24 protein-coding genes and 2 pseudogenes are annotated in these 24,068 nt (G+C 53.2%); 13 read left to right on the top strand and 13 right to left on the bottom strand.

Annotated features, from left to right (window positions below; translation table 11 throughout):
* Positions 1-86: 86 nt before the first annotated feature.
* Entirely contained in the window at positions 87-1,904 is a 1,818-nt protein-coding gene (thrS, locus tag IGQ15_RS02265) for a threonine--tRNA ligase (protein ID WP_297048256.1), read from the bottom strand.
* 226 nt (positions 1,905-2,130) lie between these two features.
* Between thrS and IGQ15_RS02260 the strand changes: the two genes are divergently transcribed.
* Positions 2,131-2,835, top strand: a complete 705-nt coding sequence (locus IGQ15_RS02260; RefSeq protein ID WP_297048254.1) for a response regulator — start codon at positions 2,131-2,133, stop codon at positions 2,833-2,835.
* 1 nt (position 2,836) lies between these two features.
* Here IGQ15_RS02260 and recR read toward each other — a convergent pair whose 3' ends face one another.
* Positions 2,837-3,445, bottom strand: coding sequence for a recombination mediator RecR (gene recR / locus IGQ15_RS02255; RefSeq protein ID WP_297048252.1), 609 nt, complete (start codon positions 3,443-3,445; stop codon positions 2,837-2,839).
* A gap of 6 nt (positions 3,446-3,451) precedes the next feature.
* Positions 3,452-5,077 carry a peptide chain release factor 3 gene (prfC, locus tag IGQ15_RS02250; protein WP_297048250.1) on the bottom strand — a complete coding sequence of 542 codons (1,626 nt, stop codon included), beginning with the start codon at positions 5,075-5,077 and terminating at the stop codon, positions 3,452-3,454.
* Positions 5,078-5,120: 43 nt separating this feature from the next.
* On the opposite strand from prfC, the gene galE reads away from it, so the two are divergent.
* A complete protein-coding gene (gene galE / locus IGQ15_RS02245) occupies positions 5,121-6,131 on the top strand; it encodes a UDP-glucose 4-epimerase GalE (RefSeq protein ID WP_297048248.1) in 1,011 nt (336 codons plus the stop codon).
* Positions 6,132-6,146: 15 nt separating this feature from the next.
* Here galE and IGQ15_RS11975 read toward each other — a convergent pair.
* Positions 6,147-6,344, bottom strand: a pseudogene (locus IGQ15_RS11975) (ribbon-helix-helix domain-containing protein); the annotation flags it as partial.
* A 269-nt stretch (positions 6,345-6,613) separates the two neighbouring features.
* Here IGQ15_RS11975 and IGQ15_RS02240 point away from each other — a divergent pair.
* Positions 6,614-6,802, top strand: coding sequence for a hypothetical protein (locus tag IGQ15_RS02240; RefSeq protein WP_297048246.1), 189 nt, complete (start codon positions 6,614-6,616; stop codon positions 6,800-6,802).
* Positions 6,803-6,825: 23 nt separating this feature from the next.
* A pseudogene (locus tag IGQ15_RS02235) lies at positions 6,826-7,581 on the top strand (hypothetical protein); the annotation flags it as partial.
* Positions 7,582-7,588: 7 nt separating this feature from the next.
* On the opposite strand, the gene IGQ15_RS02230 reads toward IGQ15_RS02235, so the two are convergent.
* Positions 7,589-8,317 carry a hypothetical protein gene (locus IGQ15_RS02230; protein WP_297048244.1) on the bottom strand — a complete coding sequence of 243 codons (729 nt, stop codon included), beginning with the start codon at positions 8,315-8,317 and terminating at the stop codon, positions 7,589-7,591.
* A gap of 214 nt (positions 8,318-8,531) precedes the next feature.
* Positions 8,532-8,741: a chlorophyll a/b-binding protein gene (locus IGQ15_RS02225; RefSeq protein WP_126987406.1), complete on the bottom strand. Its 210-nt coding sequence runs from the start codon at positions 8,739-8,741 to the stop codon at positions 8,532-8,534.
* A 187-nt stretch (positions 8,742-8,928) separates the two neighbouring features.
* Here IGQ15_RS02225 and IGQ15_RS02220 point away from each other — a divergent pair, with 187 nt between their 5' ends.
* The 3 genes from IGQ15_RS02220 to IGQ15_RS02210 are packed head-to-tail and all read left to right on the top strand — an operon-like array spanning position 8,929 to position 13,360.
* Positions 8,929-9,909, top strand: coding sequence for a bestrophin family ion channel (locus IGQ15_RS02220; protein WP_363315762.1), 981 nt, complete (start codon positions 8,929-8,931; stop codon positions 9,907-9,909).
* A 21-nt stretch (positions 9,910-9,930) separates the two neighbouring features.
* Positions 9,931-12,237, top strand: a complete 2,307-nt coding sequence (locus IGQ15_RS02215; RefSeq protein WP_297048241.1) for a heavy metal translocating P-type ATPase — start codon at positions 9,931-9,933, stop codon at positions 12,235-12,237.
* Positions 12,212-13,360: a tyrosine-type recombinase/integrase gene (locus IGQ15_RS02210; RefSeq protein ID WP_297048239.1), complete on the top strand. Its 1,149-nt coding sequence runs from the start codon at positions 12,212-12,214 to the stop codon at positions 13,358-13,360. Before IGQ15_RS02215 ends, IGQ15_RS02210 begins: the two co-directional genes overlap by 26 nt.
* Here IGQ15_RS02210 and IGQ15_RS02205 read toward each other — a convergent pair.
* The 3 genes from IGQ15_RS02205 to IGQ15_RS02195 form a co-directional block, all read right to left on the bottom strand.
* A complete protein-coding gene (locus IGQ15_RS02205) occupies positions 13,338-13,541 on the bottom strand; it encodes a hypothetical protein (protein WP_297048236.1) in 204 nt (67 codons plus the stop codon). The two genes, IGQ15_RS02210 and IGQ15_RS02205, sit on opposite strands and share 23 nt — an antisense overlap.
* Positions 13,542-13,605: 64 nt before the next feature.
* Positions 13,606-13,869, bottom strand: a complete 264-nt coding sequence (locus IGQ15_RS02200) for a DUF3146 family protein (protein WP_297048234.1) — start codon at positions 13,867-13,869, stop codon at positions 13,606-13,608.
* A gap of 12 nt (positions 13,870-13,881) precedes the next feature.
* On the bottom strand, positions 13,882-15,468 hold the full coding sequence (locus tag IGQ15_RS02195) for an Hsp70 family protein (protein ID WP_297048232.1): 1,587 nt from the start codon (positions 15,466-15,468) through the stop codon (positions 13,882-13,884).
* A gap of 120 nt (positions 15,469-15,588) precedes the next feature.
* Between IGQ15_RS02195 and hemH the strand changes: the two genes are divergently transcribed.
* The 3 genes from hemH to IGQ15_RS02180 all read left to right on the top strand — a co-directional run bounded on the left by hemH (position 15,589) and on the right by IGQ15_RS02180 (position 17,297).
* Positions 15,589-16,755, top strand: a complete 1,167-nt coding sequence (hemH, locus tag IGQ15_RS02190) for a ferrochelatase (protein ID WP_297048230.1) — start codon at positions 15,589-15,591, stop codon at positions 16,753-16,755.
* Between the two features lie 74 nt (positions 16,756-16,829).
* Positions 16,830-17,120 carry a hypothetical protein gene (locus IGQ15_RS02185; protein ID WP_297048229.1) on the top strand — a complete coding sequence of 97 codons (291 nt, stop codon included), beginning with the start codon at positions 16,830-16,832 and terminating at the stop codon, positions 17,118-17,120.
* Positions 17,121-17,126: 6 nt separating this feature from the next.
* Positions 17,127-17,297, top strand: coding sequence for a hypothetical protein (locus IGQ15_RS02180; protein ID WP_297048227.1), 171 nt, complete (start codon positions 17,127-17,129; stop codon positions 17,295-17,297).
* A 3-nt stretch (positions 17,298-17,300) separates the two neighbouring features.
* On the opposite strand, the gene argC is transcribed toward IGQ15_RS02180, so the two are convergent.
* Complete coding sequence (gene argC / locus IGQ15_RS02175) at positions 17,301-18,353, bottom strand: N-acetyl-gamma-glutamyl-phosphate reductase (RefSeq protein ID WP_297048258.1); 1,053 nt, start codon at positions 18,351-18,353, stop codon at positions 17,301-17,303.
* 203 nt (positions 18,354-18,556) lie between these two features.
* On the opposite strand from argC, the gene IGQ15_RS02170 reads away from it, so the two are divergent.
* A complete protein-coding gene (locus IGQ15_RS02170) occupies positions 18,557-18,886 on the top strand; it encodes an Hpt domain-containing protein (RefSeq protein WP_297048225.1) in 330 nt (109 codons plus the stop codon).
* 5 nt (positions 18,887-18,891) lie between these two features.
* A complete protein-coding gene (locus IGQ15_RS02165; RefSeq protein ID WP_297048223.1) occupies positions 18,892-19,590 on the top strand; it encodes a DUF1995 family protein in 699 nt (232 codons plus the stop codon).
* Positions 19,591-19,597: 7 nt separating this feature from the next.
* On the opposite strand, the gene IGQ15_RS02160 is transcribed toward IGQ15_RS02165, so the two are convergent.
* The 3 genes from IGQ15_RS02160 to lpxA all read right to left on the bottom strand — a co-directional run bounded on the left by IGQ15_RS02160 (position 19,598) and on the right by lpxA (position 22,428).
* Complete coding sequence (locus IGQ15_RS02160; RefSeq protein WP_297048221.1) at positions 19,598-21,028, bottom strand: serine/threonine-protein kinase; 1,431 nt, start codon at positions 21,026-21,028, stop codon at positions 19,598-19,600.
* Positions 21,029-21,035: 7 nt separating this feature from the next.
* Positions 21,036-21,569: a hypothetical protein gene (locus IGQ15_RS02155; protein WP_297048219.1), complete on the bottom strand. Its 534-nt coding sequence runs from the start codon at positions 21,567-21,569 to the stop codon at positions 21,036-21,038.
* Positions 21,570-21,648: 79 nt separating this feature from the next.
* On the bottom strand, positions 21,649-22,428 hold the full coding sequence (lpxA, locus tag IGQ15_RS02150; RefSeq protein ID WP_297048217.1) for an acyl-ACP--UDP-N-acetylglucosamine O-acyltransferase: 780 nt from the start codon (positions 22,426-22,428) through the stop codon (positions 21,649-21,651).
* A 64-nt stretch (positions 22,429-22,492) separates the two neighbouring features.
* Between lpxA and IGQ15_RS02145 the strand changes: the two genes are divergently transcribed.
* Complete coding sequence (locus IGQ15_RS02145; protein WP_297048215.1) at positions 22,493-24,019, top strand: UbiD family decarboxylase; 1,527 nt, start codon at positions 22,493-22,495, stop codon at positions 24,017-24,019.
* The last annotated feature ends 49 nt before the right edge of the window (positions 24,020-24,068 follow it).

The raw sequence follows: 24,068 nt of genomic DNA, 5'->3' as shown, positions 1-24,068 counted from the left end.
AAGGGTACGCTACGCGATCGCCAGAACCATTCGCCGCTTATTTTGACAAACTATTATAAGGTGCCGCCCTGTAGATCAATTGCCCACTATTGCCACTGAATATCGGCATCCATCGCAGTCATGGCTGCGGTGAGTTTTTCAATCAGTTTCTTGACGGGGAAGGCACCGACATCTCCCGCTGCACGGGTGCGGATACTCACAGTCTCACTTGCGACTTCCTTGGCACCGAGAATGCCCATCACAGGAATTTTCTGAGTTTCGGCGTTGCGAATCTGTTTGCCGAGGCGATCGCCGCTGCGATCCACGCTTACGCGCACCCCCTGCTCTTGCAGTTGAGCGGCCACACGTTCGGCATAGGGACGTTGCTCATCCCCCACGGGCAACAGGCGCACTTGCTCCGGTGCCAGCCAAAAGGGAAAATCCCCTGCATACTCCTCAATGAGAATGCCAATGAGCCGCTCCAGCGAGCCAAAGGGGGCACGGTGAATCATTACCGGCCGGCGACGGGTATTGTCCTCAGCCACGTATTCCAAATCAAAGCGCTCAGGTAAATTGTAGTCCACCTGAACCGTTCCCAACTGCCACTCGCGACCGAGAGCATCTTCAAAGATAAAGTCCAGTTTCGGCCCATAGAAGGCGGCCTCACCAATCCCCAAAAAGTGCTCCATGCCCAACTGTTCTACAGCTCGCTGAATTGCGGACTCAGCCTTTGACCAAGCTTCATCGGAGCCAATGTACTTGTCGGATTTGGGATCGCGGAAGCTTAGCCGTGCCTTGAATTTATTTAAACGCAGACAGCGAAAGACCGAGAGAATGAGATCAACCACATTCAAAAACTCGGCATCCAACTGCTCCGGCGTGACAAAAAGGTGGGAGTCATCCACCGTAAAGCCCCGCACCCGCGTCAAGCCCCCCAATTCTCCCGACTGCTCATAGCGATAGACCGTACCAAACTCCGCCAACCGTAGGGGTAAGTCACGGTAAGAGCGCAACTCACTTTTATAGATTTGAATGTGGAAGGGACAGTTCATTGGCTTGAGCACAAACCCCTGCTCGTGGGCGGCAGCCTCAGCATCTTCAGCCATCAGGGGGAACATATCCTCCTTGTACTTTTGCCAGTGGCCAGAGGTCTTAAACAAATCCACCCGAGCAATGTGGGGCGTCACCACAGGGAGATAACCGCGCTTGAGTTGCTCCTTCTTAAGAAAGTCCTCCAAAGTTGAGCGCAGGATCGTTCCCTTGGGGGTCCATAGAGGCAGGCCCGGCCCGACTGGATCCGCAAAGATAAAGAGTCCGAGTTCTTTGCCCAGTTTGCGGTGATCGCGGCGGAGGGCTTCTTCTTTGCGGCGTTTATATTCCGCCAGTTGTTCTGGGGTTTCCCATGCCGTACCGTAGATGCGCTGAAGTTGAGCTTTGGTTTCATCGCCGCGCCAGTAGGCACCGGCAACACTTTCAAGGGCGATCGCCTTGGGGTTAATCTCGCCCGTATTTTCAACGTGGGGGCCTGCACAGAGATCCCACCACTCATCCCCCAAGTGGTAAATCGTAATTGGCTCCTCGAGGTCTTGGAGAATTTCTAGCTTGTAGGGTTCCCCCAGCTCCCGAATGCGACGCTCGGCCTCCTCACGGGTCACTTCCTCGCGGATCACCGGCAACCTGCGCTTAATGATCTTGACCATCTCCTTTTCAATGAGCTTCAGGTCTTTTTCGCTGAAGGGTTCTGGGTGGTCAAAATCGTAATAAAACCCATTCTCAATCCAAGGGCCGATCGTCACCTGTGCCTTGGGAAAAAGCTTCTGGACTGCCATTGCCAAAATATGGGACGTGGTGTGGCGAATACGCTTGATCCGCTCCGATTCACTGGTTTTGGGGAGGTGGATAGGGGCAGCAGCAGACTCTGGCATAGGGGGTGATCTATCTAACAAATCTTTAACGAAGCTGAGACTTCTATTGTGACATTCTGCTGCGCTTTGAAGCGAATTTTTTCGCGGCGGGTGGGGGGCGATCGCCTGTGGTCAACTGGCAAAGATAGGGCTATGCTAAGGTTGAAATCACGTAGTGGTCATGCCACTGCCGCCCTCTATTCACAATCTCTTGCTATAGGAATCTTGTACAGAATGGAGTGTTTCTGTGACTAGCCGCAAAGTCCTTGTCATTGACGACAGTAAAGTAATTCGGATGCGCGTCCGCGAGATGTTGCCAGAGGGCGACTACGAAATCCTTGAGGCCAAGGATGGCCGTGAAGGTCTGCAACTCATTGAGCAGTCTGAGCCGACGTTGATCATGCTGGATTTTCTGCTGCCGAAGGTGAGCGGCTGGGAAGTCTATCAAGAATTGGAGAAAAATGATCTCCTTGGCGCCATCCCCCTCGTGATTATGTCAGGGCGCAAGGAAGAGGTCACCGAAAAGCTCCAAGAACCCTTTGAGTGGTTTGAGTTTATTGAGAAACCCTTTGAAAAAGAACAACTCGAAGCAGCAATTCAAGAGGCCTTTCGCAAAGCCCGTAAGCCCAGACCCGTTAAAGCAGCAGCCCCTGCGGAAGTAGCGGCTCCCCTTGCTGTGGATCTCACCCCCGTCTATGACAAACTGGCCGCCCTTGAAGGCGCCATTCAAACCTTGCAGGCACAATCTGTCAATGCAAATGACTTTGCCCAACTCCAAGCAACGGTTGCTCAACTGCAACAGCAACCGGCGGCAACAGGCAGTGGTGGGGATGAAAATCGCCTTGCCGCTTTGGAAGCTGAAAACCAGCGGTTACACCACGAGGTCGAGCAACTGAAGCGAGCCGTCCACCAAATTGTGACGGCATTGCGGCGATTGCAAGGGGGGCACTAAGCTACTGCCACTCAATTTCACGGCGACCGGCAAGGGCGCGGGCAAGGGTCATTTCATCGGCATAGTCAAGATCACCCCCCACCGGTAGGCCAAAGGCAATGCGAGTGACCTTCACAAAAGGCCGTAGAAGCTGCCCCACATAGAGAGTGGTCGTTTCCCCCTCAATACTGGGGTTGATGGCTAAAATCACTTCTTTGACCTGTGCCTGGCTTGCCCGCTGAATCAGAGGTTGAATGTGCAGGTGTTCGGGGGTGATGCCCTCTAGGGGAGAAATGAGTCCCCCCAAGACATGGTACTTACCGTGGTACTCGCGGGTTTTTTCAATGGCAATGACATCACGGGAATCAGCTACCACACAAAGAAGATGATTGTCTCGCTGGGGGGAGGCGCAGATGTCACACACGGGTTCGGCAGAGAGGTGAAAACATACCGAGCAAAGCCCCACCTGCTGTTTCGCCTCAAGGAGAGCTTGCGCTAAGGCTTGAATATCAGCCTCGGGACGTTTGATCAGGTAAAGGGCAAGACGTTGAGCGGTCTTGGGGCCAATGCCCGGCAGGCGTTGCAACTGATCAATGAGACGAGCAAGGGGACGGGTATAGACACTACTCATGGACAGCTAGGCAGGCACAGCAGCAGCAAGGGGGGCGATCGCGCTCAGGCGCAGTTTGGGATGATTGGCCATTGTCTGTTGTAGATTCCACTCATTCTTAAAGAGCAGCACTGGCCGTCCCCACGTGTCTTTGACGGTTACAGCATTAAAGATGCGGCCAATGGCTTCGAGGGCCTCCCAACCATCCAGTACCCAGCGGGCAACGGTATAGGGGAGAGGGTCAAGACGGGTTTCCACACCGTATTCATTTAACAGGCGAAACTGCACCACCTCAAATTGCAGTTGGCCGACTGCGGCTAGGATGGGTTCCCGTTTGGACTCATCGGTAGAGTACATGATTTGCACGGCACCCTCTTCCCGTAGCTCATTCACCCCTTTTTGGAAGGACTTGAACTTGGAGGGGTTGGGGTTGCGTAGATAGGCAAACAGTTCCGGCGAAAAGCAGGGAATGCCTTCGTATTCCAATTTGGGGCCGACATAGAGGGTGTCGCCAATGGCAAACATCCCCGGATTATTCAGGCCAATGACATCGCCAGCATAGGCCGTTTCAAGGGATTCGCGACCCTGGGCAAAGAGTTTTTGGGGGCGAGAAAGGCGGATAGTTTTGCCGGTGCGAGCATGGCTCACGGTCATGTCCTTTTCAAATTTGCCGCTACAGACCCGCACAAAGGCAACGCGATCCCGATGTTTCGGATCCATATTGGCCTGAAGCTTAAACACAAAGCCAGTGAAATGCTCCTGCGTCGGATCAATCGCCCCGCGATCGCTCTTGTAGGCCACAGGTGGCAGCGCATAGGTCAAAAAGTGCTCCAGAAAGAGGCGCACGCCAAAGTTGGTCATGGCACTGCCAAAGAAGACAGGGGTCATTTTCCCTTGATGCACAAGATCAAGGTCTAGCTCGGCACCCACGCCATCGAGCAGTTCCAGTTCATCCTTGAGTTGGTTGTATTCCAAGCGATAGGACTCAATGTAGGGGTCAATGGCCGGATCCCCAAGGGCAATGACCGTTTCAGCCGCAGCACGGCTACCGTGGGTGGTGCGCTCAAAGAAGTGAAAATTCTGCCGCAGGCGATCATAGACGCCGCGAAAGCGATCGCCCATCCCCAGAGGCCAGTTTACAGGATAGGGAATCAGCCCCAGCTCCTGCTCAATTTCATCAATCAGTTCAAGGGGTTCCCGCCCCGGCCGATCCAGCTTGTTGATGAATGTAAAAATCGGCAGACCCCGTAGTTGGCACACCTCAAAGAGCTTACGGGTTTGGGGTTCTAGACCCTTGGCCGCGTCCACGAGCATCACCGCATTATCAGCCGCTGCAAGGGTGCGGTAGGTATCTTCACTAAAGTCTTGGTGGCCGGGGGTATCCAAGAGGTTAATCTGATAGCCTTGGTACTCAAACTGCAAGACTGTCGAGGTAATCGAAATCCCCCGCTGTTGTTCCATTTCCATCCAGTCAGAGGTGGCCTGCCGCTGGGCCCGTCGTGCTTTGACGGCTCCCGCCTCGTGAATGGCTCCACCGTAGAGCAGTAACTTTTCCGTCAGCGTCGTTTTTCCGGCATCCGGGTGAGAGATAATGGCAAAATTACGACGGCGTTTCACCTCTTGGGTGATTTCATGGTGCAAGTCACTGGTCATGGCAGAATTTGTAGCAGCTTTCCTAGTGTAACAGATAGGCTTAATGACAACTAATAATGATAATAATTCACCGCTGATTCTGGTCACAGGGGGCGCGGGCTATATTGGCAGCCATACCGTTTTGGCACTCCAGCAAGCCAGCTTTCAGGTACTGATTTTAGATAGCCTTGAGCGAGGGCACCGCGATTTGGTCGAGTCTGTTCTCAAGACAGAACTCATTGTGGGTAATATTGGCGATCGCTCCCTCTTAGATTGGATTTTTCAAACCTATCCTGTGACGGCAGTGATGCACTTTGCTGCCTATATTGAAGTGGGCGAGTCTGTCCGCTACCCTGATCGCTTTTATCAAAATAATGTTTGTGGTGCCCTGACTCTCTTACAGGCGATGGTGGCCGCCGCGATTCCCTATTTTGTCTTTTCCTCCACAGCAGCCGTCTATGGCTTGCCCCCAGAGGTACCGATTCAAGAAACCTGTCCCTGTGCCCCCATTAATCCCTATGGTCGCTCCAAGTGGATGGTGGAGCAAATGCTGGCCGATCTAGGCAGTGCCTACGGCCTCAAATCCGTGATTTTTCGTTATTTCAATGCAGCGGGTGCAGACCCCCACTGCCGTCTGGGGGAAGATCATCATCCAGAAACCCACTTAATTCCCCTTGTGTTGCAGGCGGCAATGGGACAACGCCCCCACATTGCCATTTATGGCACAGATTACCCCACAGCCGATGGCACTTGCATTCGCGACTATATCCATGTCGTGGACTTAGCCCAAGCCCATGTGCTGGGATTAAAGTACCTCCTGAGTGGCGGCGACTCGGAAATCTTTAACTTGGGGAATGGCGAAGGCGTTTCGGTGCGGCAAATGATTGAAGCAGCTCAGGGGGTCACAGGTTGTTCGATTCCAGTCATTGAGGGCGATCGCCGAGCAGGAGACCCCGCAATCCTCATCGCCAATAGCGATCGCGCCCGCCGCATTTTAGGCTGGCAGCCCCAGTACCCCGACATTGAGCAGATCATCCATCACGCTTGGCAATGGCACCAACACCGCCACGGCTAAGTCTGCGCTGTACATTGCCATCACTGGATCGAGTTCAGAGGACTCTCTAGCATAGACTTGGTTCAATTCAAGCAAGAGGTGATCACGATTGTACCTTTTGAGATATGCCTGTAACGCTCTTGTATAAAGCTCACTGCGGGATCAACCCAACCACTGAGCAAGTGCTTCCGCTTGTTCAAAAACTGAATCTGGAAGCGAAATTGCAGATTTCATAGTGACCTTCGCTTGAAGCTCTGCCTTTTGGTTGTACTTCAGTTGTACTAAGGTTTCCAGACCAAGCGATTTAGACACGGCCTGAAATAATACGGGACGATTGCGGCAACATAGACAAAAGACCTTCTTTGAAAACCCCTATGGACTGTAGCATTCTCCTTTCTTTTGTGGGTCATCAGCATCCCTACTCTGAGAAAACCAACCAAGAAGGCTCCATGGTTTCGCTGGCAAAGTTTTTAGCCCAATAGCAACCGATCAAACGGGTTCTATTGCTCTACACAGAAGACTTTCAACAACGGGCGATCGAGACCAAGGACTGGCTTCACAGTGAGCTGCAAATTGCCGAGCAGGCAATTCACCTAGAAGGGGTCGTCAGGGAACTCTCCGCAGACCCAATGAACCCCGTTATTACCGTCCAAGAGGCAAAATGCGCATTCAACAGCGAGTATTTGCGGTGAACTGAAATGTCTTTCGCCAAGCGTTAGATCGTCAAGGGATTCAACAGCAGTTGGACAGTTACGACTACCAAGGGGCTGAAATTTCCCTCAAGCATAGCTCTATTGAGGCTCCTCTGGCACTGATCCGCTATGGCAAATATCGCCTTGCCCGCAATTACCACCAAGCCTTTGATGCCATCAACCCCTACAAAACCGAAATTGAGGAGCTCTGGTTTCAGGAAATTGCGCAACTGCAGCGGAACAATCGCCATGCTCTCTTTCGGGACATTTACTTTCAAGTTGTTGGCCTATTTACGGTGGGGCGCTATGCAGAAGCCCTGATCTTGGCCATGAGTTTGTACGAAAATTTATTGCAATACTTTGTGCAAGAAAAGGTGGGTCTTGACATTACAAGTGATGGGACAACGCGAGAACGCAGCTTGAACGTGCTGCAAAACCACGATCAAGGTCGGCTTTGGCAACACCTCAGGAGCTACCAATGCAAAAATGGCGATCGCCTGTTCCTGGATGCCGTGACGCGGGAGCTTTTGCTGGCAGTTTTACAGTATGACTCCCAAACGACGGCCCTTGTTCCTTACTTCCAGCGGATCGAGGCCTATTATCAGCAACGCAATAACGTTGTCCATCAACTGGCAGGACTGACCAAGGTTGAGGATATGCAGGAAGAGGTGCTGAATGCCCTGAAACAGATATTAAGCAAAGTGTTGCTCCAAGAGCAATTGTCTCTCAATCCCTTCAAGACCTTAAACCACGTGATGACCGCTCACCTCTCCCGCTGAAGCGACTTCATTGGCCTAATGAAGGATTTTGTGCCACGATGGTGATGACCTCAAATCCTCCGCGATCGCCCCTCAGATGATTTTCAAAGCCACGTGGATTGGGGAGTTGATTACTAGGATCGTAAACCAAACAAATCAATTTTCTAAAGCTCATTTCTCTATGGCGGTACGCTTCAAGATCTATTGCTAATTCTTCAAATAATCGCTTTAATTGATTCCGCCCTCCCTGTGCTCGGAATACCTTGACCTCAATTGCCAACTTCTCATCAACAAGCATAAAGTCAATACGTCGACTATGGTGGTAGGTCTGAGGAACAGGGTACTCTCGTCTAATATCCGAGTTGGGAAACGTATTTCTCAAGAGCTTTTCAAGGACATCTTGCACATCTCCCTCTTTGAAATCACTGGGAAGTTGTGAATGTGCTTTACTGTAGAAATGGCGACATAGATCAAGAATTTGCTCTAGGGATTCTTGCTGGGCGTGATCTAAACTGAGATGTGTTTGATCCTTTAGGGCGATCGCCCTTTGGGGTTGCTGACTGAGTAGAGCTTGCTGATTCTCTCGAACGGAAAACCAAGCCGCACTGAGACTAATTGAGACGCCGCCTATGGCTACAGCCATATTGCCATAGCCAATGCCCACGCCCGCACAGCTCACGCCTGCTAAAACCGCTAGATCAGCCCACAGGCATTTGGTCGAGTACCCTAGGACGCGTAAAATTTTTTCTCGCAGCATAGGTTGACTAGCCAATTTTTTTTGGCTAGGCTACCATAGCTCTGTCCATGGGAGCAAGATGTAAACAATAATTTATGGATTATTAATTCCCAGAAAGACGAAAAGCAAAAAGCCCACCTCCAGAGGCAGGCTGACCCATTCCATGAGTTGTTTGTTCTCTCTAACGGCGCAAGGGCTGTTGAAGAACGGATATGCCCAAGAGGACAGCAACGACCTAGAGGCTATTCAAAAAGCCAATCAGACCGTGACCCGTAATTACTTCCAAGGCCAACAGGGAGATAAATCCAATCATCGCCAAGCGACCATTGAAGAGTTCTGCGTAGGGAGTAAACCCAGCCTGCGGTTCACTCATCACGTACATTTTGGGTTCGATGGCAAAGTTGTTCATTTTGCCTTGGTCATCGATGATGCTACCACCCTTCATTTTGGTCCTCCATTTGTTACAAAGTGTTTCATGTTCTTAATACAAGTTAACACTTCCACAGAGGAATGGCAAGAGCTAACGGATTTTCTTAAGATTTGCAGTCTCCTCGGTTGTTCTTTGCGGTAAAAACATAGTTTCAGCACGCCAGTGTGCTAAAGATTGGGGTGGGAATCGCCCGCTGGTATTCATGAGCCGCTTCTCTTTCCTCGGTTTTCGCCCCTCCAGACGCCAATTACCCCCTGATCGGTCGGGCGTGGTAAAGTTTTTGTTGCAACCGCCGCAGTGGTTACGTCTGGCGCTGCGTTTGCGTGGCTCTGTCATTCCTGCCATTCTTTCGGAAGTCCTCTTTTGTGGTGGCTTTGGCGTCTTGGTGACGGCGATCGATCTTTATGTGATCAATGTCCACTGGCCAGTGCTGGGCAGTCTCATTCCCTCAATTGTCCTGGGGTTGCTCCTCGTCTTTCGCACCAACACTGCCTATGAGCGCTTTTGGGAAGGCCGCCGCCAGTGGGGCAACATTGTTAATAATTCCCGCAGCCTAACCCGCTTGATGTGGACTGCGATTGACGAAAATAGTCCCGAGGATCGCCAAGCCAAAATTGATGCGGTTCATTTAGTGGGGATGTTTGCGATCGCCACCAAGCAACACCTGCGGGGCGAGTCCTTTTCCGAACTGGAACCCCTGCTCAAGCCCCACCAATACAAAGAACTGCAAACGGTGCAAAACGTCCCCTTGCGCATTGCCCTATGGATTGAGGACTATCTGCACCAACAACACCGCCGAGGGCACCTATCCCTATATCAACTCACCTACATGGATGAATTGCTGGTACAACTGGTGGATGCCATGGGGGCCTGTGAACGCATTCTAAAAACACCGATGCCCCTTGCCTATGCCATTCATCTCAAACAGTTGTTATTCCTCTATTGCTTGCTGCTGCCCTTTCAACTGGTGGATAACCTTGTGTGGTGGACGGGTCCAATGGTGGGACTCATTGCCTTTACCCTCTTTGGCGTCGAAGAAATTGGCATTGAAATTGAAAATCCCTTTGGCCGTGACCTCAATGATCTGCCCTTGGATGCAATTTGCCTAACAATGCAGCAGAATATCAATGACCTCATTAGTGCGCCGACCTATCGCCATCGCTCTCCTCAGCCTTTTTCCTAACCAATTCCAGGGTAATTGACCATGACTGCAACTGTGCTTTCCCCTCCGCCGGCAAGGGTTCATTACGAAGTGGTGCATCACTTACCGGGACGAGTGCGGTTGCGGATTCCCCGCTTACAGTATGACGATCGCTATGGGCGGCAACTGCAAGCTCTCTTTGTCCAAGAAGACAGTGTGCAACAAATTCGCCTCAACTTGCCCGCCGCTAGCCTCATTGTGCAGTATAGTCCCGAAGCTGAAAATCCCCTTCAGCGCTTTAGCCAATTGATTCAGGCCGCAGCAGATGAGCGTTTACCCTTACCGGGGATGCTGCCCATTGATAAGTTGGTGTACTCCCCTTGGAACACCCCTTACTTTATCGAGAAAATGGCGCTACCCACCTTGGCGCTGGCGATTGTTGCCCTACTACCAGTGCAAACACCCTTCTACCCTGCCATTGTCGCTACTGTCATTGTGGTTGTGGCACTGCCCACCTTCCAAGAAGCTCTAGAGAGCCTCGCACACCGCCATCTCAACGTCACCCAACTGGAATCCCTCTGGACGATTCTGCATACACTGCAAGGGGAATACATGGCGCCGGTGTTGGCTGCCTTTATGGGGCAAGTGGGCGGGTCGCTGCGGGATATGACGGCTCAAGTGGGGGAAAACCAAGTCTTTGACCCCCTTGATCAACAGCGCACCTATTGGGTAGAGCGGGGCGGCACTCGCCAAAATGTCTCTGTGCGCGAGCTACAGGTGGGCGATCGCGTGATTGTGGCAGCCGGATCTGCGGTGCCCGTGGATGGTACCGTGCTCTGGGGATCCGCCGTGATTCAGCGGCAGTTTCTCACGGGAGAGTCGGATCTACTGCCCTGTGAACCCGAGCAAACGGTGCTGGCCTCTTCCCTTGTAGTGCGGGGACAAATTTGCGTTGTTGCTGAAGCCGTTGGTGAAGAGACACAGGTGGGCAAAACCCTGCAACTGGCTCGCCAAGCGCCACAATTGGATACCCGCATTGAAAACTACGCTGAGGAAATCTCAAACCAGGCCATTTTGCCAGCCATGGGCGTTGCTGCCATTGTTTATGGCGTTACCCTAGATGCCCATCGGGCGATCGCCCCTCTGCAATTGGACTTTGGCTCAGGGATTGGCATTACCATTCCCACTGCTATTTTGGCAGCCCTCACCCATGCGCCCCAGGTCGGGGTTTATTTTCGCAATGGCCGCGCCCTTGAACTCCTCTCACGGGTCAATGTCATTGTCTTTGACAAAACCGGCACGCTGACAGAAGTGAAGGGAACCATTGTGGGGGTGAATCTCCTTAAGCCCGGCCTGAGTGAGCAAACGCTGCTCTATTGGCTGGCAACCGTGGAACAGTCAATCAATCACCCCTTTGCCCTCGCCATCCTTGAGTATGCGGCTGAACGCGGGATTGAGGGGGGTACCTATAGCAACTGGGTCTATGAGCCGGGTAAGGGGGTGGCAGCAACCGTCGAGGGACAAGAGATTTTGGTGGGCACCCCCCAACTGATGCGCGATCGCCAAGTGCCCATTGATCTTGATGAACTGCGCACCCATGAAGGGGTGCTTTGGAACCGCTCCCTTGTCTGTGTCGCCTGGAATGGTGAACTGGTGGCACTGGTGTTTTATAGCAACCCCGTGCGTTCTGAAGCCGCTAGTGTGATTGCCGCTCTGCAACAGCGGGGTATTGAGTGTTACATGGTGACGGGAGATCACCACGAAGTCGCCAATGCGGTGGGCTATGCCACTGGCTTTCGTCTCGGTCAAATCTATACCAATAAAATGCCAGAGGACAAAGTTGAACTCCTAGAGAAGTTCAAAAATGGTGGCGAAAAAGTCGTGGCCTATGTGGGCGAAGGCTTCAACGATACAGCAGCAATGGCCTACGCTGATATTTCCATTACCCTTTCTGAAGGCAGTGATGCGGCGCGGCAAACCGCAGATATTCTCTTGATGAATAATAGCCTTGAGGGACTAGTGCAGGCGATCGCCCTAAGCCAAGAGGTGATGAACATCATCAATCAAAATATTGCCCTTGTGGTCATTCCCAATGTCAGTGTGGTTTTGGCGGGGGTCTTTTTGAGCTTGCACCCCGTGATTGCGGTTTTGATTAGTAATGGGGCAACCCTCTTGGCTGAACTGAATAGCCTGCGCATCCTCACGGACTATCGCCCCGTCAAAATTGAGCACAAGTCCAGTCGTAGCCGCTCCCAAGCGGGGGTTCTCGATATTCCGTGGAAAAAACGTCCTCGCCGTAGTTTTGGTCATTTCGGCAGCGAGTTGAGTTCTGAGTCCCTAAGCAATGGCCACGTCCCCTCAGAAACTTGACCCACAACTTCAGCAGGTCAATCAACGCCTCAAAGTGGCGCAGTTGGGTCTGCAAATTGAACAACGCGGCCAACGTCTCAGCCTGCGGGGTACCCTGCCACCACGACCGGGCAGCCATCGGCTCCGCCCCCACCAACAGCGTTTAAGCCTAGGGTTACCCGCCACCCCCAGCGGTCTTAAAGCAGCGGAAAAGGAAGCCAAAATTATTGCTGCCAAATTACTCGAAAACACCTTTCGCTGGCAGGACTATGAACGGGTCAAGGGCTTAGGCCGTCTTGGGGAGTTATCCTTGGGGGAGCAAATTGCTGCTTTTGAAACGGCACTGTTGGCTCAAAGGGAGCTCAGTCGTACGACGTGGGAAACGGCCTATGCCCCCTATTTGCGACAGTTGCTCAAGGCCGCTGCTACCCATCCCGACCATTCACTACCAGAACTGATCTATGGCCTGTTGCAGCAAATCCCCGCCGACAAGCGACAGCGGCAGGTGGCCTGTACCGCGTTTCAAGGGTTTTGTCGGTTCCTAGGGGTGGAGTTACCGATTCCCCTGGCTCAGTTTTGGGGCACCTATTCGCGGCGATCGCTCCAACCACGGGAGTTACCCAGTGATGAGGAGATTCTAGCCGCCTACCAACAGATTCCCAATCCCCAGTGGCGGTATGTCTATGGCTTAATGGCGGCCTATGGCCTGCGCAATCATGAAGTGTTCTTCTGCGATTTAAGTGGCCTTGTCACAGGAGATCCCGCAGGGATGATCGAGGTGCAGGAAACTACGAAAACTGGCTGCCATCAGGTGTGGCCCTTTCCTCCCCAGTGGATTGAGGTGTTTGAGTTGCGATCGCCCCAGTTGCCGAGGATCAATACGGATTTGACGAAAACAACCCTACAACGCATTGGCCAGCGGGTGAATCAACAGTTCCGTCGCTATAACTTACCTTTTCGTCCCTATGACTTGCGCCATGCTTGGGCGGTACGCACGATTCACTATGGCTTACCCGATACCGTTGCCGCACGGATGATGGGACACAGCGTGGCCATTCACACCCAAACGTATCACCGCTGGCTCACCCTGAGAGATCAGCAGCAGGCCGTGGCGCGGGTGCTTACTCAATTTGAATGCTCTTGAAGTCACTGGGGGGCGACGGTGGGGGGGTGGGGGGCTGATAGTCGCCATACTGTTTAATCCAATCGCTCACTGGCTTTTGATCAAGGCTTAACCCCAACAATCCAGAGACAAACCCCCCCATAAAGGCAACGGGTTTTTGGCTCAACTCTTTGACAAGGGGCGCTAATTCGCTCAAGAACATAGGCTATCTGGCAATATCAGCACAGGTTTCCTCCCTGATTGTAGCTTAGGCACGAGGAAACAACCTAAAACTTGGCACGGACAACAAATTCATAATCGCCCCCCGGCTCCAATTGATAGTCTTGGGCTTCGAGAAATCGTCCCAAGGGTTCCTTAATCAGGGCACGCCCAAGGGCTGGGGAGATTTGCAGGTTTTTTGCCCTAAATTGCCAGCAAAACTCCCACTGGTACTCGCTGGCGCAAACATGACCACGAATGTGACCCTCTTGCCAACTTTGGGCAATGATGCGGACATAGGCGGTGGTTTGAGGGAGGGAATGGGGAGCCACAATACCATTCGGTCAACGCAATTGGGTGACGATTTGATTATTGATGAGACGCTCTTGGGTGAGCAAGTCATCAACGGTAACCCGCAGTTGGCGATCGCTATCCACTTGAAAGAGGACACGAATCCGATCACTCCCCGGATAGCCAGGGGGATCCAGCTTGGCGAGGGTTTTGCCCTGGGGAGTGTCATTGAGGGGCTGCACCGTGCGTTCACCAGCACTGCGGGTAATTAGGCGATCGCCATCAAAAAAGATTTCCACGCCCCCTTGCTCATCTCCCAATTCACCAATCACCAGTTCAATACTGGGCTGTCCCTCCGTCGAAGCCCCTAAAATTAATTCCACCGGTTCGCCCATGGGGTAGGGTTGACCCCGCTGGATAATGGGGTGCCAGCCATGACGATTAAGCTTGGCATCCCAAAAGCGAATGCCGTAGCTGTGGTAGAGAAAATCCTTGAGCTCCAGCCCCTGGGTCACCGCTAGCGCACCCATGGCCACTGCTGTAAAAGGCTGTCGGGCGTTGATCTGTGTGGCCTCAAAATACTCGGCAACCCATTTTTGCACCGCTGGAATTTGCGTCGTTCCCCCCACTAGGAGAACTGCATCGATATTGTCGGGAATAATTCCTTGGCGGCGAGCCTGTTGTAGCACTTGAATGAGGGCATCATCGAGGCGTTGGAAAAATTGCTGTTGGCGAAGAATCTCCTCCAGTTCAGACCGTTCGAGGCGCAGTTCAAGGGTGGTGAAGGTTTCGCTGTCAAAGTAGACCTCTTGGGCGTAGGGCTGCTGCGAGAGTTGAATTTTTAAGCGCTCGGCCAGTCGCAGGAGGAGGCTATTGGCGGTCATCCCCCGCTTCACCCACTCATCGACAATCCAGTGGTCAATATCGGTGCCCCCTAAATTCAAGCCTGCTTTGGCAATCACCCGCGCTGTGCGAGGCCGTTGGTTATCGCTTGAGGACCACTGGCCCCACTTGAGAATCAATCCCAAGGGACGGCTCTGGCGTTGATCGGTCTTGAGTTCCACAAGGGAGAGATCAAGGGTACCGCCGCCAAAGTCAATCACCAAAATCAGTGGGCGATCGGCCACGCCATAACCCAAAGCCGCAGCCGTGGGTTCATCTAGGAGGCGAATTTGCTCAATGGCCAAGCCCTCACACACCTGCAACAGCCAACGGCGATAGGTTTCAAAGCTATCTACCGGCACTGTGAAAATCAGCCCCTGTTCGACATCGCCGCCGCTAGTGTGTTTCAGTTCTTGCAACAGGGCTTGCAAAAACCACGTGCCAATGGTTTCAAAGCTCAAAGAACAGCCATCCAGCTCTGGTAAATAGCCCTGTACGGTGGCGCCAATGCCCCGCTTAAACCGCGAGAAAAAGCGGCGATCACCCACCACATCAAACCCGCGATTGCGCACCTGCTGCCCCACCACCACAAGGGGGACACTGGCATCCTCCACATAGACCAAGCTGGGAATGAGGGCAGGTACCTCACCAAACCCCACCGAGAGTCCAGAGAGCGTTACCGCTTCCGCTGCTTGGGTGGCATAATTCCACCGCGCCACCAATGTATTACTGGTTCCAAAATCAATTGCGTAGGTCACCGTTTGAACACACCAACAGTATTCTCTAATCCCTACCTTACCCAGATTTTCTCCCCCTGAGATTCTGAGAGTATGTCACAATAAGAAAGCGATCGCGAAAAGATTTAGGTAATTTTGGGAATGGCGAGCCAAACAGGTGTACTACTTCTCAATTTAGGGGGGCCCGATCGCCCCGAGGATGTGCGCCCCTTTTTGTACAACCTGTTCTCTGATCCCGAAATCATTCGCCTGCCCTTCCGTTGGCTACAAAAGCCCCTTGCTTGGTTTATCTCCACGAGTCGTGCCCGTCGCTCTCAGGCCAACTATGCCCAAATTGGGGGCGGCTCTCCCCTGCGGCGCATTACCGAACAGCAAGCCCGTGCCCTGAAAGACGCCCTAGGACGCATTGGCATTGAGGCCAATTTGTACATTGGTATGCGCTACTGGTACCCCTTTACGGAGGAGGCGATCGCCCAAATCAAAGCGGATCAAATTCGCGATCTAGTGATCTTACCCCTTTACCCGCAGTTTTCCATTAGCACCAGTGGCTCTAGTTTTCGCCTCTTAGAGAGCCTATGGAACCAAGACCCTGAATTGCAAAAAATTCGCTATACGCTGATCCCCTCTTGGTACAACCACCCCGGCTATGTGGCTGCTATGGCGGATTTGATTCGCCAAGAATTAGACAAATGTCCCAACCCCGATGAGGCGGTGATTTTCTTTAGTGCCCACGGCGTTCCCAAAAGCTATGTCACCGAAGCCGGCGATCCCTACCAGGAGGAAATTGAAGCCTGCGTGAAACTGATCATGGCCGCCCTGAATCGCCCCAATACCCATGTGTTGGCGTACCAAAGTCGGGTCGGGCCTGTGGAGTGGTTGCAACCCTACACCGAAGATGTCATTCCCGAATTGGCTGCCCAAGGGGTGAAAACCCTTGTCATTGTGCCCATTAGTTTCATTTCAGAGCACATTGAAACTCTCCAAGAAATTGACATCGAGTACCGCGAGATTGCCGAAGAGGCTGGGATTGAAGTCTTTCGGCGAGTGCCTGCCCTAAACGATCACAGTGGCTTTATTAGTGCCCTTGCCCAACTGGTGAAAGACGCCCTTGCAGCACCACCCCGTACCTTTGCGGAGGTGAATAAGTCCCGCAAGCGGGTGAAGCTTTACCCTCAGGAGCGCTGGGAATGGGGGATGACCTCCGCCGCCGAACGTTGGAATGGGCGCTTGGCAATGTTGGGATTTTTAGCCTTGATCATTGAGTTAATCAGCGGTCAAGGGCCATTGCACATGCTGGGGCTACTTTGAAACTTTTCTGATCTGTTGCGATAAGAGGCTTGAGATAAAATAGGGGGTAACCTCACTGGCAAAGGGCTACACCCGTGTCTGAATCGCCCAAACCGCAATTTGACAAAGAAAAATTCCTCTTCCCCACCAGCCGTTACCATGGTGCATTTACGCCGCAAAACTTGGCCTTTAATGCCAATTTGCAGGAATTTGCTCAACGGGTGAACTATATTTGTGGTCTGGAAACGGGCGGTAAGATCAGCACTGAGGAGGCCTACAATCAAATTAAGGCACTTTGGAAGCAACTGAAGAAATCACGAGACTTGCTCTTTGCCAATGTTCCTCCTGATGAGGATGCGGATGGTTCAAATAGTGATGAGTCCTAAATCCTGATGGCTCGCTTGACACCGACAACGTTACTGCTAAGCTTGAGTACCGCTCCTTTTCTGGCGGCTTTGTGCCTAGGGCAGGGATTATGGCAGATGGGATTGTCTTTGAGTGCAAGCAGCACTGAGCTATTACGGGGCGATCGCCTGCCCTTGGTCGAACAGGATGAAACTTGAGTCTTAGGGATAAAAGGCCACCTGCGGTAAGCCCATCGTCTCTGGCCAATCCATCATTAAATTCAAGCACTGCACCGCTTGGGAGGCTTGCCCCTTCATCAGGTTATCAATGGCGGACATGACAATCACTCGCCCAGTGCGCTCATCTACCTCAATGCCAATAAAACAGGCATTGGTGCCCCATGCCCATTTCGTCTGGGGATAGAGGCCGGGGGGCAGGATATTGACCCAAGGGGAATGGCGATAAAAGGCTTGGTAGATGGTGATTAAATCTTCACGCACCAGACCCGGATCCCGCAGGGTAGCATAGACCGTGGCCAAAATCCCTCGAGGCATGGGCACAAGGTGGGGCGTAAACTGCACGAGAACACTTTGACCTGCTAAGTCACTACAGATGGCTTCAATTTCTGGAGTGTGGCGGTGGCGCGCCACATTGTAAGCAGCAAGGGAGTTGTCAGCTTCCGCAAGGAGGAGATTGATTTTGCCCTGACGACCGCCGCCGGAGGTACCGGACTTGGCATCAATAATTGCTGTATTCGGTTCAATCAGACCCTGCTTCATCAGGGGTGCTAGGGCCAGCAAGCTAGCGGTGGGATAACATCCCGGACAACCAATGAGGGCGCTTTGGCGAATGCGATCGCGATAGAGTTCTGGCAACCCATAGACCGCTTGTTGAGCCGTAGCCTCATCTTCCCTGGGTTCACCGTACCACTGGGTGTAGGTTTTCAAATCCTGAAAGCGATAGTCTGCCGACAAATCTAGCACTTTGCAGCCCTGCTCAAGGAGTTGCGGGGCAAGCTTACAGGCAATGCCATTGGGCAGCGAGAGAAACACCACTTGGGCGCGATCGCGAATCACCTCCACGGATACGGGTTCCACCGTGCGATTCACCCGACCCTGCAAATGGGGATATAGCTCCGTGTAGGGGCGACCCGCACTCCCCTCACCGCCAAGGTATGCAATCTCTACTTGGGGATGGTCAAGGAGTAAACGCACCAGTTGGACACCCCCATAGCCAGAGGCTCCCACAATCCCCACCGTCACGCGCTCGCCCATAGTTCCTCGATATTGCTGCTGTTGCTGTCCTAACCACTGCGATAGTGCCATTGAATCCCTTGTTTCGCCAAGGGGGCAAACCACGGTGAAGAAATTAAGAATTATTACAAATCTGGCCTTGCGTTTCCTCTCCTAATCCTTGAACAGACCTCGCTTGGACAGGCTACAATAACGACGAAGAACCCGTCGGGAATAATGAGTTGATGACATCGCCGATTGACTGGGATTATCTTGCGGCTCTTTCGGGGGGCGATCGCGCGTTTGAATTGGAATTGCTGCAAACCTTTGTCGAGGACGCCCAGCAGCGCCTCCAGACATTGGCTAATGCTGTCAATCAAGGCAACATTGAGCAAATTAAGCGGGATGCCCACCATCTCAAGGGAGCCAGTGGTAATGTCGGCATTACTGCTATGCAAACCATCGCCGCGCAACTGGAACAATCCACAACCCCGGAAACGCTTGCCCAAGCGAAAACCCTAGTGGAGGAGCTACAACGCCTGTTTGCCACCGTTGCCAGTGAGGTCTCCGCTTAAGACCCATGTCGATCCTGCCCCCCGATAGCCTGGAGACAGCCCTCAGCCAAGCTCAACAGGCCACCCAAGCAGCGCTTCAAGAGGGTAAGAATCGCCTGCAAATCGAGATCCTGTTGCCTGATCTCAATGCCATGGCCTTTGCCGCTGGCTACCTTCCTCTCTTTGCGGAACTCGGTTCTGATCTCAAGGTCTTTTTTGCCGATGCTGGATCTGCCGCCCTTGCCCGTCGCGAATGGGGTGAAACCGCCTATAGTGTGCGGGGAGTGAATGAATTACTGACACCCATTGCAGCGAGCGATCGCGCCATCGTCATCGTTGCCCCAACCCCTGTAGAAGTCAATGCTATTGAGCAGATGTGTGAAACGGCGGGCGATCGCCCCTTTATCCTTTTGAACCCAAGACTTCAGGATGTGGCCGTCGTTGGTATTGGCTACGCCGGTCGGCAGCTGCGGGAGCGATTTCTCAACACCCTTGAACCCTGCTACTACCTTCGTCCCCTCGCAGAAAACATCATTCTCTGGCGCTGTTATCCGCAACCGTGGCAAATTTGGCAATACGGCGAAACAGCCCCCACATGCCTAGCAGAATTTGAGCAACGCCCCAGCAGTGAAGACATTGAGCGTGCCCTCACCCCCCAAGGGAAACGCCGTGGTCAGGGAGTCTTCGGTCGCTTGGGTGCCTTTTTGCGAGCACTCCAGAATTAGCTAATCCCTAAGGGGTAGCCGGTCCAGTGTTACTGGGCGGTGCAGCCGTATCTGTGGAGGTCTCTCCAGGAGGTGGAGAGACGGGTGGGGGAGACTCACTCGTCGTTGGGGGTGGTGAAGGACTACTGACAGGCGGTTCTGGGGGGTTTGGCCTTGGGGACTTGGGAGGTTTAGGGGAGGGCGATAATGGCGGGGCTGGTGTAGGTGTTAACTCTGGCAACACTTCCTCAGGACTTGGGCTAGGGGTAGGACTTTCCGTCGGCCCTGGGCTGGGCGTCGGTTCCGGAGGGGTGGGTTCCGGCTCTGGAGTTGGTGTCGGCGTCACCTCTACAGGTGGCACAATGGTCGGCAGGGTGGGTGGAAATTCCTGTTCCTCCTGAGGACGCAGGGGAGGAGGGGTGACTGTGTCTACGGGTTGGTTGCGTAGAAATAGCCCTAGGCCAATGCCTGCTAAGCTGCCAAAGATTGCCGTTCCCAACAACCATGGCCACGGCGAAAAATTGCGTTGTTTGGGGGGAGCGACGACGGCTGTCCCCTGCGGTTGAGTATTTGCCAAGATAGTGGATCGGTGCTGCGGCATCACCGCTACAGTTGCTGCGGTTTGACGCGCCACGGGCTGCCCCATGAGCAGTTGCAGCCAGGCCCGCACCGTTTGGGGACGTTCGCGGACATCCAAAGCCATTCCCGCTTCAATGGCATCAATGGTGCGCTGACTAAGATTGGGCTGAAACTGGCGTAAATCCTCGAGAGGCACGCGATCGCGCAAAACTGAGGCCACAGGGGGGCGTCCTGCCAAAAGGGCATAGAGCGTTGCTGCCAAAGCATAGACATCCGTGGCCGGCGTCCATTGGTGGCGGGGCAAATACTGCTCTACCGGCGCATAACCTGCTGAGAGCAATCCCGTATTTGTTTCCGTCACCCCAGCGGTGTATTCACGGGCAATGCCGAAGTCAATCAGCACCACTTGATCTGTGCCGTCCCGCAGCATGATGTTATCGGGCTTAACATCGCGGTGCAGCAGCCCATGCTCATGCACTAATTCAAGGGCACTAGCCACTTGGCGAATATAGTGGAGAGCCGTTTTTTCCGGTAGGGGGCCTTCCTCCTGAATCACCTGTGCCAATGTTCGGCCGGGGATATAGTCCATGACAATGAAGGGACGCCCCCCTTCAATAAAGCAATCACTGACGCGCACAATGTGGGGATGATTAAACTGGGCCAGGCGTTGAGCTTCTTGGATAAACCGCTCCCCCAGATCATGAATCCGCTTCGGGGGTTCCTGCTGCAAGTTCAATGTTTTGAGCACCACCGGCTGATGGAGCAGAGTGTGGGTTGCGCGATAGGTGACACCAAAGCCCCCCTGACTCAAAAGGGCATCGAGGCGATATTTGCCCCCTTGAAGGGTTGTGCCCACACTAAGCAAACTGAGGGAGGACATAGGCACCTTAGGGACGCAATGGAGCAGACGGAGCAGTGGTTGGCAGCGGGGCTGACCGTTGAGTGAGAATAACTAAGCGATAGCCTAGATATGCCGGTAAGGTTGCCATCATCATCAAGAGTATCACAGACAACAAAGATTCCCATTCAAACCGAGACCCATAGTAGCTGCGGTAGGGATCATATTTGGGAGTGGGCTTAATTTTTTCCCGCAGGGCCATGGGTCGCTTAAAGCGCAATCGGCGATCGTCGAGCTTCTCAAATAAAATCCAACCCCCCTGGGCTTCCTCTTGGCAGACTTTGCGCAGGACATCGGGATCATGAAATTGGTTGCGGCGCGATCGCAGGATTTTGAATTCCCAACCTCCCAGCTTGGAGGAGACTTGACGCTGTTCTTCTTTGGAGGGGTACGTCGTCAACTGTTCCTCTTCTTCATCGCGTTGTTGGCTGAGTTGCTCCTGCCAGCCCCACCACTGATAGTACAGCAGTGCTGAGACACCGAGGGTGCCACTCATCAGGGATAATAACAGCAGTTCAGCCATGGGAAACAGGGGCAGGCGTCTGTTGGGCGATCGTACTCGAAAGATTGCCCTCTGCTCGGGACGGTTTACCTTCTTCGCCTCAGCGGACAAAGTGGCAAATCCCTCGTTCCGAGGCACTAATAAAATCGCAAAACTCTTGAATGAGGGGATGGATAAACTGTTCCCGCAGGTGTTGAACGGCTTGGGAGGTGGTGAATTGGGAGCGGTAGAGAATATCCAAGGCCTTTTTGAGGAGCTGTCGGTCTTCGGCCGAAAAGCCCGCTCGCCGCAAACCCACCACATTTAAGCCCATGATCGTATTGGTACTCAGGCTACGGGTCATACAGAAGGGGGGCACATCTTTTTGAATTGCAGTGCCGCCGGCGAGCATGGCCAAGCGACCAATACGGGTAAATTGATGCACAAGGCAGTTACCGCTGATAAAGGCGCGATCGCCCACATGGGCATACCCGGCAATCAAAGTATTATTGGCGATCGTCACATGATTTCCCACATAAACATTGTGACCTAAATGACTGTGGGCCATTAGCAGACAATCATGCCCGACATGGGTGACTGTTTCTGGTTGGGTTCCCCGATGAATTGTCACTCCCTCGCGCAACGTACAGCGATCGCCAATGTGGACATAGCTAATCCCCCCTTGATAAGCCACATCTTGGGGAAGATCGCCAATCACCGCCCCACTATGCACTTTGCAATTCTCGCCAAGACGGGTATATCCCAACAGGGTGACATGGGGAGCCAACTGCGTACCGCGTCCAATCTCCACCGTGGCCGCCACATAGCAAAAAGGACCAATCTCCACCCCTTCTCCAATCTGGGCACCCGCCTCAATCACTGCCGTGGGATGAACCGCCATGACATTCCTGCACGATTGGCTAAAGATTCTTAACATAAAAGAGATTAAGCGATTTTGATCTCCGATGACGAACGATCTGCGGCAATATCTCCAGCTTTTAGAACAGCGGCAACAACTGCGACGCATCACCGTACCCGTTGATCCCGATCTGGAGATGGCGGAAATCTGTAACCGCCTGTTGGCTGCCGGCGGGCCAGCATTACTGTTTGAAAAGGTCATTGGCTCGCCCTATCCCGTGGCGATTAACCTCTTGGGCACCGTCGAGCGCGTGTGCTGGGCCATGAACATGAACCACTCCTTAGAGCTAGAGACCCTCGGTGAAAAGTTGGCTCAGCTACAACAACCGAAGCCGCCCAAAACCCTGAGTCAAGCCCTTGATTTCGGCAAAATTCTCTTTGATGTCGTCCGTGCCAAGCCTAGCCGCGATTTGTTGCCCCCCTGTCAGCAGGTGGTGATCAAAACCCCCGATTTGGATCTACGGAAACTGCCCCTGATTCGCCCCTACCCAAAGGATGCAGGCAAAATTATTACCCTTGGTCTCGTCATTACCAAAGACTGTGAGACGGGCATTCCCAATGTGGGCGTTTACCGCTTGCAACTGCAATCCCCAACCACCATGACCGTGCATTGGCTCTCAGTGCGGGGAGGGGCACGCCATCTGCGTAAAGCTGCTGCCCGAGGCAAAAAGTTAGAAGTGGCTGTGGCCTTGGGCGTGCATCCTTTGATCATCATGGCAGCGGCAACGCCAATTCCCGTGGATTTATCCGAATGGCTCTTTGCGGGTCTCTATGGTGGGGGCGGCATTCATTTGGCCAAGTGCAAAACCCTTGATCTCGAGGTGCCTGCTCACTCGGAGTTTGTCCTTGAGGGCACCATTACCCCTGGTGACGTTTTGCCCGATGGCCCCTGTGGTGACCACATGGGCTACTACGGTGGTGTGGAAGATTCGCCAGTGATTCATTTCCACTGCCTGACCCATCGCCGCAATCCCATCTACCTCACAACCTTTAGTGGCCGCCCGCCCAAGGAAGAGGCGATGATTGCCCTTGCCCTCAACCGCATTTACACACCAATTTTGCGGCAGCAGGTACCGGAGATTGTGGACTTCTTTTTGCCCATGGAAGCCCTCAGTTATAAGGCGGCAATTATTTCCATTGACAAAGCCTATCCCGGCCAAGCACGGCGCGCTGCCCTCGCCTTTTGGAGTGCCCTACCCCAATTTACCTACACCAAGTTTGTGATTGTCGTGGACAAAGAGATCAATATTCGTGATCCGCGTCAGGTGGTGTGGGCAATTAGCTCCAAGGTGGATCCTAGCCGCGATGTCTTTATTTTGGGAGATACCCCCTTTGACTCCCTTGACTTTGCCAGCGAAAAAATCGGCCTGGGGGGACGCATGGGCATTGATGCCACCACGAAAATTCCCCCAGAAACAGACCATCCTTGGGGCGATCCCCTCACGTCGGATCCTGAGGTGGCACGGCGAGTCACAGAACGCTGGCAGGAATATGGCCTTGGCGATATTGACTTAACAGCCGTAGATGCGACGCGGTTTGGCTATGAGCTAGAGCCAGCTTTTCGTTGGCGTTGACTTCTCCCCTTCTTGAAAGAGAGAGGATTCCCAAAGGATGCTACGCAAC

The sequence above is a fragment of the Thermosynechococcus sp. M98_K2018_005 genome (assembly GCF_015295825.1).
Taxonomy (GTDB): domain Bacteria; phylum Cyanobacteriota; class Cyanobacteriia; order Thermosynechococcales; family Thermosynechococcaceae; genus Thermosynechococcus.
This window is presented reverse-complemented; position numbering and strand designations above follow the sequence as displayed.

What these genes read in the sequence shown, in the direction of transcription:
- thrS (WP_297048256.1), bottom strand. Translation starts at nt 1,904, where the DNA reads ATGCCAGAGTCTGCTGCTGCCCCTATCCACCTCCCCAAAACCAGTGAA.
- recR (WP_297048252.1), bottom strand. Translation starts at nt 3,445, where the DNA reads ATGAGTAGTGTCTATACCCGTCCCCTTGCTCGTCTCATTGATCAGTTG.
- prfC (WP_297048250.1), bottom strand. Translation starts at nt 5,077, where the DNA reads ATGACCAGTGACTTGCACCATGAAATCACCCAAGAGGTGAAACGCCGT.
- galE (WP_297048248.1), top strand. Translation starts at nt 5,121, where the DNA reads ATGACAACTAATAATGATAATAATTCACCGCTGATTCTGGTCACAGGG.
- IGQ15_RS02230 (WP_297048244.1), bottom strand. Translation starts at nt 8,317, where the DNA reads ATGCTGCGAGAAAAAATTTTACGCGTCCTAGGGTACTCGACCAAATGC.
- IGQ15_RS02225 (WP_126987406.1), bottom strand. Translation starts at nt 8,741, where the DNA reads ATGAAGGGTGGTAGCATCATCGATGACCAAGGCAAAATGAACAACTTT.
- IGQ15_RS02220 (WP_363315762.1), top strand. Translation starts at nt 8,929, where the DNA reads ATGAGCCGCTTCTCTTTCCTCGGTTTTCGCCCCTCCAGACGCCAATTA.
- IGQ15_RS02215 (WP_297048241.1), top strand. Translation starts at nt 9,931, where the DNA reads ATGACTGCAACTGTGCTTTCCCCTCCGCCGGCAAGGGTTCATTACGAA.
- IGQ15_RS02210 (WP_297048239.1), top strand. Translation starts at nt 12,212, where the DNA reads ATGGCCACGTCCCCTCAGAAACTTGACCCACAACTTCAGCAGGTCAAT.
- IGQ15_RS02205 (WP_297048236.1), bottom strand. Translation starts at nt 13,541, where the DNA reads ATGTTCTTGAGCGAATTAGCGCCCCTTGTCAAAGAGTTGAGCCAAAAA.
- hemH (WP_297048230.1), top strand. Translation starts at nt 15,589, where the DNA reads ATGGCGAGCCAAACAGGTGTACTACTTCTCAATTTAGGGGGGCCCGAT.
- IGQ15_RS02180 (WP_297048227.1), top strand. Translation starts at nt 17,127, where the DNA reads ATGGCTCGCTTGACACCGACAACGTTACTGCTAAGCTTGAGTACCGCT.
- argC (WP_297048258.1), bottom strand. Translation starts at nt 18,353, where the DNA reads ATGGGCGAGCGCGTGACGGTGGGGATTGTGGGAGCCTCTGGCTATGGG.
- IGQ15_RS02170 (WP_297048225.1), top strand. Translation starts at nt 18,557, where the DNA reads ATGACATCGCCGATTGACTGGGATTATCTTGCGGCTCTTTCGGGGGGC.
- IGQ15_RS02165 (WP_297048223.1), top strand. Translation starts at nt 18,892, where the DNA reads ATGTCGATCCTGCCCCCCGATAGCCTGGAGACAGCCCTCAGCCAAGCT.
- IGQ15_RS02160 (WP_297048221.1), bottom strand. Translation starts at nt 21,028, where the DNA reads ATGTCCTCCCTCAGTTTGCTTAGTGTGGGCACAACCCTTCAAGGGGGC.
- IGQ15_RS02155 (WP_297048219.1), bottom strand. Translation starts at nt 21,569, where the DNA reads ATGGCTGAACTGCTGTTATTATCCCTGATGAGTGGCACCCTCGGTGTC.
- lpxA (WP_297048217.1), bottom strand. Translation starts at nt 22,428, where the DNA reads ATGGCGGTTCATCCCACGGCAGTGATTGAGGCGGGTGCCCAGATTGGA.
- IGQ15_RS02145 (WP_297048215.1), top strand. Translation starts at nt 22,493, where the DNA reads ATGACGAACGATCTGCGGCAATATCTCCAGCTTTTAGAACAGCGGCAA.